This is a genomic window from Dactylosporangium salmoneum (assembly GCF_039532525.1).
Classification (GTDB): Bacteria; Actinomycetota; Actinomycetes; order Mycobacteriales; family Micromonosporaceae; genus Dactylosporangium; species Dactylosporangium salmoneum.
This window is the reverse complement of the sequence record NZ_BAAARV010000148.1, coordinates 1-8,535: the sequence shown is the minus strand read 5'-3', so window position 1 is coordinate 8,535 and position 8,535 is coordinate 1. Positions and strand designations below refer to the sequence as shown.

The 8,535-nt window shown below is 76.5% G+C and carries 11 protein-coding genes; 7 read left to right on the top strand and 4 right to left on the bottom strand.

Annotated features, from left to right (window positions below; genetic code table 11):
* The 3 genes from ABD352_RS57415 to ABD352_RS57405 form a co-directional block, all read right to left on the bottom strand.
* On the bottom strand, nt 1-1,426 hold a 1,426-nt coding region (locus tag ABD352_RS57415; protein WP_425554025.1), incomplete at its 3' end, for a hypothetical protein.
* Nucleotides 1,427-1,544: 118 nt separating this feature from the next.
* Nucleotides 1,545-2,021: a DUF1877 family protein gene (locus tag ABD352_RS57410; RefSeq protein WP_344621153.1), complete on the bottom strand. Its 477-nt coding sequence runs from the start codon at nt 2,019-2,021 to the stop codon at nt 1,545-1,547.
* A 2-nt stretch (nt 2,022-2,023) separates the two neighbouring features.
* A complete protein-coding gene (locus ABD352_RS57405; protein WP_344621152.1) occupies nt 2,024-2,917 on the bottom strand; it encodes an aminoglycoside phosphotransferase family protein in 894 nt (297 codons plus the stop codon).
* A gap of 38 nt (nt 2,918-2,955) precedes the next feature.
* Between ABD352_RS57405 and ABD352_RS57400 the strand changes: the two genes are divergently transcribed.
* Complete coding sequence (locus tag ABD352_RS57400; protein WP_344621151.1) at nt 2,956-3,129, top strand: hypothetical protein; 174 nt, start codon at nt 2,956-2,958, stop codon at nt 3,127-3,129.
* Here the strand turns inward: ABD352_RS57400 and ABD352_RS57395 are convergent.
* A complete protein-coding gene (locus ABD352_RS57395; RefSeq protein ID WP_344621150.1) occupies nt 3,097-4,107 on the bottom strand; it encodes a hypothetical protein in 1,011 nt (336 codons plus the stop codon). The two genes, ABD352_RS57400 and ABD352_RS57395, sit on opposite strands and share 33 nt — an antisense overlap.
* Before the next feature lie 112 nt (nt 4,108-4,219).
* Here ABD352_RS57395 and ABD352_RS57390 point away from each other — a divergent pair, with 112 nt between their 5' ends.
* Genes ABD352_RS57390 through ABD352_RS57365 form a run of 6 tightly spaced genes read left to right on the top strand, consistent with a single transcriptional unit; the run spans nt 4,220 to nt 8,327 of the window.
* Nucleotides 4,220-5,113 (top strand): ABC transporter ATP-binding protein, encoded by an 894-nt coding sequence (locus ABD352_RS57390; protein WP_344621149.1) that lies wholly within the window; start codon nt 4,220-4,222, stop codon nt 5,111-5,113.
* Nucleotides 5,110-5,832, top strand: coding sequence for an ABC transporter permease (locus tag ABD352_RS57385; protein WP_344621148.1), 723 nt, complete (start codon nt 5,110-5,112; stop codon nt 5,830-5,832). Before ABD352_RS57390 ends, ABD352_RS57385 begins: the two co-directional genes overlap by 4 nt.
* 20 nt (nt 5,833-5,852) lie before the next feature.
* Entirely contained in the window at nt 5,853-6,995 is a 1,143-nt protein-coding gene (locus tag ABD352_RS57380) for a sensor histidine kinase (RefSeq protein WP_344621147.1), read from the top strand.
* A 60-nt stretch (nt 6,996-7,055) separates the two neighbouring features.
* Nucleotides 7,056-7,715: a GntR family transcriptional regulator gene (locus tag ABD352_RS57375; protein WP_344621146.1), complete on the top strand. Its 660-nt coding sequence runs from the start codon at nt 7,056-7,058 to the stop codon at nt 7,713-7,715.
* Nucleotides 7,716-7,736: 21 nt separating this feature from the next.
* Nucleotides 7,737-8,048: a trypco2 family protein gene (locus ABD352_RS57370; RefSeq protein WP_344621145.1), complete on the top strand. Its 312-nt coding sequence runs from the start codon at nt 7,737-7,739 to the stop codon at nt 8,046-8,048.
* Between the two features lie 30 nt (nt 8,049-8,078).
* Nucleotides 8,079-8,327, top strand: a complete 249-nt coding sequence (locus ABD352_RS57365; RefSeq protein WP_344621144.1) for a hypothetical protein — start codon at nt 8,079-8,081, stop codon at nt 8,325-8,327.
* Nucleotides 8,328-8,535: the final 208 nt, after the last annotated feature.

Genomic DNA, 8,535 nt, shown 5'->3' with positions numbered 1-8,535 from the left:
GCGTGAGCAGCAGCGGCGCGGCGTGCGCCGGCCACGCCCACGGGCGGGCCAGGACATCGTCGAGGAGTCGGCCGAGGGCGCTGCCGCGGGTGAGCGGGAACTCCCGCCAGCGGCCCGCGAGCGCCGGCCCGCCGACGGGGTCGGGCTCGGCCAGCAGGGCGTGGGCCACGGCCGGGTCGAGCTGGGCGCGGTACACCAGCGCCGTCTCCCACGGCGGGTACACCCCGCCCCGCCGCACCACGGCCCGGGCCACACGCCGGTCGCCGGCCGCCCGCGCCACCGCGTCCAGGTCGAGCGGGTCGGCGGTGCGCTCCGCGGCGGCGATCGCCGCGCCCGGGTCGCGGCGGGCCAGGAGGGTCAGCGGCGCCGAGCCGGGGCGCCCGGTCGCGGCCATCCGCAGCAGTACCGCGTCGGGGGCGGGCGCGTCCGCGTCGGGCCGGTGCGCCCCCGCGTCGAGCACCGCGAGCACGTCCAGCAGCCGGCCCAGCCATCGGGCGTCGCGGACCCCCGCCGCGGTCCCGGCGAGGGCCTCGATCTCGGTGCGGGCGGCCCGGCGCACCCCGTCGTCGTCGGCCGCCCCGGCCGCCGGCGCCGCCTGGAACAGCAGCCGCCGGTCGGGCAGCGCGGCGAGATCGTCGATGATGCGCCACCGCAGCTCCTCGGGCGCCGTCGTGCAGGCCGCCACCACGGCGGAGAGCAGGCCCGCCGGCCACGGCCGCTGGGTGCGCAGCCGCCCTGCCAGCGCCTCCCACGCCGCCTCCCCGGCCAGCGCGTGCGGGTCCGCGTCCGGGCCGCTCCCGGTCCGGGGGCCGGGGAGGAGGACGGCGGGGACGTGGAAACCGGGGACCGCCGGGCCGCTCCCGGTCCGGGGGCCGGGGAGGAGCACGGCGGGGACGTGGAAACCGGGGACCGGCTCGGCGTGGGAGAGCGTGATGACGGTCGAGGCCCCGGCGAGCCGGGCCAGCGGGCCGGGCAGGCCGGCCACGGCCGCCCGCACCGCGCCGCCGGCCGTGTCCAGCCCGGCCAGCAGCACCAGGTAGCCGTGCTCGGTGCCGCCCGGTCTGGCTCGGCGCCGCTTCGCATTGGCCGGCCCGGACCAGGCGCCGGGGCCGGTCACGGCGGCCAGCAGCCCGTCGGTGGTCACCGGGCCGTCGGCGGCGAGGCGGGGCAGGTCGACGAGCACCGGGCGCTGGGCGACGGCCGGGTCGGCGGCCGCCCGCAGCCGCGCGAGCCGCGACAGCCAGGCCAGGGGATCGGTGTCGGCGGCGCCCGGGGAGGTCAGCAGCCACAGGCGCTCGCCGCGGCGCTCCAGCAGGGTGGCGGGGTCGATGCGCACGCCGTCCGGGCCCAGCAGTGCCGGTGGGCGGCCGCCGGCGTCCCGGCGCAGCGAGCGCTCCGCCGCGCGCCGCATCCGGTTCGCGGGCATCGGCGTCGAGGCTCCGAACGATGGGGGACGGGGACTCTGCCATGGTCGCGCCCGTCGTCACCGCCCGTAGCCGTTTCGGCACCGGATCCATCGATCGGGGGTCGCCCGTCCGGGGTCGTCAGGCCGTCCAGGTGAGGATCGGCTCGCGGGCCGTGGCCGCGGCGCGGAACAGGGTGGCGAGGCGGGCGTAGTGGTACGACAGGTAGTCCAGCGCCCAGTCCTCGTCCCAGATCCCGGGGTACACCCCGGAAGCATCCAGCACCTCGAGCGCGTCGTCGCCGGCCAGGGACACGAACGGGGTGGCGGCCAGGAAGCGCGCGGCCTCGGCGACCGAGTCCGGGTCCAGCAGGCGCGGGGCGTCGTAGCCCCACTCGTGCGTGCTCAGCGCCTCGCCGCCGCCGAAGACGACCACCGGGGCCTCGCGGCGGGTCAGCAGGCGGTCCAGCGCGGCCCACGCCTTGTCGACGTCCAGGCCCCGCTGGCCCGCGTCGCGCAGGGACGAGGCGTACTCGCGGGCGGCGGCCGGCTCGGAGTCCAGCAGCTCGCGGAGGTGCTCGAGCTCGCGCGGGCGCAGGCGGACGTGCACGCTGATCATGCTCACGGCAGCGACGCTATGCGGTCGGCGGCGGCGAGCATCTCGCGGGCCACCGGCTGCAGGCCGACCTCGTGCAGGAGCAGGCCGGTCGAGACGCGCTCGGCCACGCCCCACTCCCAGATCGCCGTCTCGTCGCGGCCGGTGCGGGCGGCCAGCCAGCGCGCGCGGGCGCGCGGGTCGCCGGCCATGAGGTCCTCCGGGTCCTCGCGCATGAGGACCCCCAGGTCGTACTCCGCCTCCGCCAGCAGCCCGTCCGGGTCCACGAGCCGGAAGCCGCCGGGGGCCCGCAGCGCGTTCCACTGGTGCACGTCGCCGTGGACCAGCGTGGCCCGCTCGTCGTCGTGGGCCGCGGCGCGCCGCTCGCAGCAGGCCAGGGCGTGCGCGACGGCGCGCTCGGAGCACGGGCGGCCGGTGCGCTCCCAGGCGGCGGCGATGAACCCGGCCAGCCAGTGCGCCTTCTCCCGCCCGGTCGGCAGGCCGGCGTCCGCGGCCGGGCGCCACACCCGGGCGGCGGCGTCGGCGAGGATCTCCAGGCGGCGGGGCAGCGGCAGGCCGAGCTCGGACAGGGCCGGGCCCAGCCGCTCCAGCAGCAGTGCGGAGCGGGCCTCGTCGGCGCGCAGCAGGCGGGCGCAGCCGTCGCCGCCGGCCAGGCGCAGCACCGTGGCCTCGTGCCGGGCGTGCCCGCCGGGCCGGTCGATGTGCAGCTTGAGCACGGCCGGGGCGCCGCCGGCCAGCTCGGCCTCGGCGACGAGGGCCTCGGTGCCGCCCTCCAGCACCCGGCCGAACCGGATGCCCCAGTCGGACTCCAGGCCGGCGACCAGGCCGGGCACCGCGGCCAGCCACGCCTCCGCGCCGGCCGCCCGGGCCTTGCTGCGCACGATCTCCGGGACGAGCACGCCGCCAGGATATTGCGCGGAACCGCTATCGTCGGCCCATGGCACTTCAAGAAGCGCCGATCGAAGCGGAAGCGCCGGTCGAGCCGCGGCGTCGCGGCCGCACCCGGCTCATCATCCTGCTGGCCGTGGTCGCCCTGACCGTGGCCGTGGTGGCGGTCGTCGCGATCGCCGCGCCTGCCTCAGGCGCCGCCGGTGGCTGCGGCGGGGGCTGAACGAGCCAGAAGGTAGGGCAAGCGTTCGGTGAGGAAGGCGCGGGGGAAGGCGTCGCGCAGGCGCCACAACCCCGCGTCGACCACGAAATGGGCCATGAGCAGCCCGGTGTAGGCGCCGAACACCGCCCGCGCCACCGGCCCGCCGTCGTGCAGGTGTGAGGCCGCGTTGAGCGCCAGCCCGCCCAGCAGCGCGATGTTCACGAAGGCGGCCAGCCCCAGCACGGGCGCCGGCCGATCCGCCGAGGGCGTCCGGGCGCCCGCGACCAGCCCGACGATGAGCAGGTACTGGTACCCGTGCGCGATCGTCAGCCCCGCCACCGCGGCGTAGGGCGAAGCGAAGACGAACACCGGCGCGAAGAACAGCAGCGAGATGCCGTACACGACGGCGAACGGCGCGGGCCGGGCCTGCCGAGGCCGGCGCAGGAACAGCCGGACCCCGGCCAGCACGGCGCCCGCGAAGACGGCCCCGGCCAGCGGGAACAGCCAGGGCATGCGGGTGTCCACGGCCAGCTGCAGCAGCTCCGGGCGGACCAGCAGCGCGGCCGTGCCGGCCAGGCCGGCAGCGACGACGGCGCGGCGCTCGCCCGGGCGCAGCGAGCCCGCCCCGTGCGCCACCCCCGCGAGCGCGGCCAGGCCCAGGTTCTGCTTCTGGAAGTGGAAGAACTGCCAGGCGAAGAAGCCCAGCAGCGGCCAGGCGAGCAGCCGGGCCGGCAGCAGCGCGGCGACGGCGGCGCAGAGCACCACGAGGGCGGCGGGCACGTGGACGTACCGCATCCGGCTCTGCCAAGCGTGGCGGCGCACCTCCGGCACCGTGAAGAACCACGCGGTCGCCGCCACGTGCACGGAGGAGCCCACGAACAGCAGCCACTGCAGCGCCCGGCCCGGCGGCGCCGAGCCCTCGGGCGCCAGGGCCACGGTCGCCACCACGGCCCCGGCCGTCAGCCCGGCCGTGCCGACCAGCCACAGCCGCCGCGTCACGCCGCCGACGGTAGCCGGGCGTGGCAAGCGACGGCCTTCATGACAGATGTCATGGGGGTGCGGGTGACGCGATGCAGCCGGACGGGCGTCGATCCCGGGCCATGCTGTGGACATGACGAACGACGCAGTCCAGCTGACCGGGCTCACGAAGCGGTTCGGTGAGGTCACCGCCGTGGACGGGCTCGACCTCACGATCCGCCGGGGCGAGGTCGTCGCGCTGCTCGGCCCGAACGGGGCGGGCAAGTCGACCACGATCGACATGCTGCTCGGGCTGCAGCGGCCCGACGCCGGCGAGGTGCGCCTGTTCGGCGAGGCCCCGGCCAAGGCCATTGCGCAGGGCGCGGTCGGCGCGCTCATGCAGAGCGGCGGCCTCCTGCCGGACCTGACGGCCGAGGAGACGGTACGGCTCGCCGCGGCCCTGCAGCGCAACCCCCGCCCGGTCGCGGAGGTGCTGGAGCGGGCCGGCGTCGCCGAGTTCGCCCGCCAGCGCGTCGCCGGGCTCTCCGGCGGCCAGCAGCAGCGGATCCGCTTCGCGATGGCACTGGTCGTCAACCCCGACCTGCTCGTCCTCGACGAGCCCACGACCGGCATGGACGTCGAGACGCGCCGGGCCTTCTGGGCCTCGATGCGCGAGGAGACGGCCCAGGGCCGCACGGTGCTCTTCGCCACCCACTACCTCGAAGAGGCCGACGACTACGCCGACCGGATCGTGCTGCTGCGCTCCGGGCGGGTCATCGCCGACGGCAGCGGCGCCCAGATCAAGGCCGCCGTGTCGGGCCGCACCATCCGCGCCGCGATCCCCGGCGCCGACCTCGCCGCCCTGGCCGCGCTGCCCGGCGTCGAGCGGGTCGAGTCGCGCGGCGAGACCGTGCTGCTGCACTGCGACGACTCCGACGCCGCCCTGCGCGCCCTGCTGGCCACGACCTCCGCGCACGACATCGAGGTCACCAGCCGCAACCTCGAAGACGCCTTCATCGCCCTCACCGCCGCCGGGAGCATGCAGTGAACCTGACCTATATGCGGCTGGAAGCCGTCCGCCTGTTCCGCAACAAGCGCGTCGTCATCTTCTCCACCCTCATGCCGGCCCTGCTGGTGCTCATCATCGGCGGCGTGTCGGTCGGCGGGAACGCGGACGCGAAGAAGTACGTCATGGTCAGCATGGCGCTGTTCGGCGCGATGACCGCGGCCATCTCCAGCGGCGGCACCATCGCCGTCGAGCGCGGCCTCGGCTGGAACCGCACGCTGCGGCTGACCCCGCTCTCGCCCGCCGCCTACGTGCTGAACAAGGTGCTGCTCGCCCTGGTCGTCGGCATCCTGCCGGTGGTCGTCACGTTCGTCGTCGGCGCGGCCGGGCTGCACGTGCGGCTGAGCGCGGCCGAGTGGGTGCTGTGCTTCGTCGGGGCGTGGCTGTCGTCGCTGCCGTTCGCGGCGCTGGGCGTGGTCATCGGGTACCTCGCCAAGCCCGACAGCGTCCAGCAGGTCTCCGCGCTGATCAACCTGACCCTTGCCGCCTTCGGTGGGCTCTGGGTGCCCGTGGACCTCATGCCGGACACGCTGCGGTACATCGCCAAGCTGACCCCGTCCTACTGGACCGGTCAGGTGGCCCGCAGCCCGCTGGACGGCGGGCACATCGACACCCAGGCGATCCTGGTGCTGCTCGGCTGGACGCTGGTCCTGGCCGTCATCGCCCTGCGCCGGTTCCGCGTGGACACCGCGCGCGCCTGAGGTCGGTTACCGTGTTCGACATGCCTCCCGGCCTGTCCGACCGCCGTCCCGCGTCCCGGTTCTTCTGGGCGTGGGCGGCGGTGTGGCTGTTCTACATGGCCGGCCCGATCGGCGAGGCCTGGCACCGCCCCGAGGTCTGGCAGCGGGTCACCGGGCTGACCGCGGCCGTCGCGTTCTGCGTCGTCTACCTGCTGGGCTTCATGGCGATCCGCCGCGAGCGGCGCGCCACCGGCCGCGTCCCGACCCTGGCCTGGTCTTTGGTCCTGCTCGCCGTGCTGGTCGCGCTGGCCGCGGTGCTCACCGTCGACGTCGGGGAGTCGGGGCTCACCGCGCTGGTCTACGTCGCCGTCGCCGCCGTCTTCTCGCTGCCCGCGGCCGGCGCCTGGGGCGTCGTGCTGAGCTGCGCCGCCGCCGCGTTCGTGCTGCCGCGGGCCGTGCCCGGCTGGGACCGCGGCATCGACCTGACCTTCGCCATCATGGTGGCCGCCCTGGCCGTGTGGGGCGTGACCCGGGTCCTGCAGCGCAACGCCCAGCTCGCCGAGGCCCGCGAGGAGATCACCCGGCTGGCCGTCGCCGCCGAGCGCAACCGCTTCGCCCGCGACCTGCACGACCTGCTCGGCCACTCGCTGACGGTGGTGTCGGTGAAGAGCGAGCTGGCCGCGCGGCTGGTGCAGCTGGCCCCCGAGCGCGCCGAGGCCGAGCTGGCCGACATCCAGCGGCTCGTGCGGGAGGCCCTCGTCGACGTGCGTGCGGCCGTGGCCGGCTACCGGGAGATGTCCCTGGCCACCGAGCTCGCCTCGGCCCGCAGCGCCCTCGACGCGGCCGGGATCGAGGCCGACGTGCCGGTCACCGGCGAGGAGGTCGACCCCGACCGGCAGGAGGTCTTCGCCTGGGTGGTCCGCGAGGGCGTGACCAACGTCGTGCGGCACAGCGAGGCCAAGCACTGCTGGATCCGCCTCGCCCGGGGCGCCGTCGAGATCAGCGACGACGGACGGGGCCCGACCGCGGAGCTGGCCGCGGCGGCCGAGGACGCGCCGGTCTCCGGCTCGGCGGGCCACGGCCTGTCCGGGCTGCGCGAGCGGCTCGACGCGGCCGGCTGCGCGCTCACCGTCGGCCGGCGCGACGGCGGCGGGTTCCTGCTGCGGGCGGCGGCGGCCCGGTAGCCGGACCGGCCGGTGGCGGGGCGCGGTATTCTGGCGGCCGCCGCAGAGGAGGGGATCGCTGTGCCGGCCAATGACGAGGACGGCGCCGCGCGGGCCGGCAGCGTCCGCGACGCGCTGCGGGCGGCGATCCTGGCGGGGGAGTACCTGCCCGGCGAGCGTCTCGTCGAGGCCCAGCTCAGCGAGCGGCTCGGGGCCAGCCGGTTCAACGTGCGCATCGCCCTGCAGGACCTGGCCGGCGAGGGCCTGGTGGAGATCCAGCGCAACCGCGGCGCGCACGTGCGCAAGGTGTCGATGGCCGAGGCGGTCGAGATCACCGAGGTCCGCATGGCGCTGGAGGGGCTCGTGGCCGCCCGCGCCGCCGAGCGCGTCACCCCGGAGCAGGCCACCGAGCTCGACGAGATCGGGCTGCTCATGCGGCGGGCCGTGGACTCGGGGGAGTACCGCCGCTACAGCGACCTCAACCATCGGCTGCACGCCCTCGTGCGCCGGATCGCGGGCCACCGCACCGCCGACGGCATCATCGAGACGCTGCGCGGCCAGCTGGTCCGCCACCAGTTCATGCTCGCCCTGCTGCCGGGCCGCCCGCAGGCGTCCCTGCCGCAGCACGAGGCGATCATCGCCGCGATCCGCGCCCGTGACCCGAAGGCCGCCGAGGACGCGATGCGCGCCCACATCGCGAGCGTCATCGAGGCGCTCCGTTCGATCGACACGCTTGGCTGACCCCGGACATCTGGAGGTTTTGTGGACGACGCGATCCAGCTCGCCGACGTCATCTGGCAGCTGCGCCACGAGCTGAGCCGCGCCATGTGGGCCGGCGAGAACGCCGACCTCAAGTTCGAGGCCGACGCGGTCAACCTCGAGCTGACCGTCGCCGTCGAGCGCTCCGCCGACCCCGGGATCAAGGTCAAGTTCTGGGTCCTCGACGCCAACGCCGGCACCAAGCGGGCCACGACCGTCACCCAGAAGATCCAGCTGAGCCTGCGCCCGGTCCGCGCCGACGCCCCCGGCCGCCCGGCCACGATCTCGGGCGAGGCCCTGCCCGGCGAGGAGTAGCCGGTCGGACGGCCACCGCATCAGCCGCGGGTGACCCGCGGCGACGGCACGGCGCGCTACGGCTCCGGCTACCGGATCACCGCCGGCACCGTGCTCGCCGACGCGGTTTCGATCCAGGTGTACCTCGACCTCGGCGGCCCCGCCCAGCAGTGCGTCGAGGCCCGGGTGGCCTGGCGCGACGCCGACGCCGACGTCGCGGTCCTCGGCGTCGAGGCCGAGGGCGGCCCGCCCCGTGCGCGCTCGGCCTCCTGCCCGACGAGCACGCCGAGGCCGAGGTGAGGGCGGCAGGCTTCCCGCGCCGGAAGTGGCGCCGCGGCCGGGCGGGTCGGCGGCGCCGCCGAGCTGATCGTCGCCGGGGTGGCCGCCGGGGAGCTGGAGCGGTACCTGCCCGCGGCCGGCACCGCCGCCTGGGCGCCGGTCCTGGGGCGCCTGGCCGGCCACCGCGCTCATGCGCTTCGCCGCGGCCCCGGCCGACCTGGGCGCCGGT

Excerpts from the sequence above, each read along its gene's own strand:
- ABD352_RS57400 (WP_344621151.1), top strand. The coding sequence starts at position 2,956 with ATGGCACTTCAAGAAGCGCCGATCGAAGCGGAAGCGCCGGTCGAGCCG.
- ABD352_RS57390 (WP_344621149.1), top strand. The coding sequence starts at position 4,220 with ATGACGAACGACGCAGTCCAGCTGACCGGGCTCACGAAGCGGTTCGGT.
- ABD352_RS57380 (WP_344621147.1), top strand. The coding sequence starts at position 5,853 with ATGCCTCCCGGCCTGTCCGACCGCCGTCCCGCGTCCCGGTTCTTCTGG.
- ABD352_RS57410 (WP_344621153.1), bottom strand. The coding sequence starts at position 2,021 with ATGATCAGCGTGCACGTCCGCCTGCGCCCGCGCGAGCTCGAGCACCTC.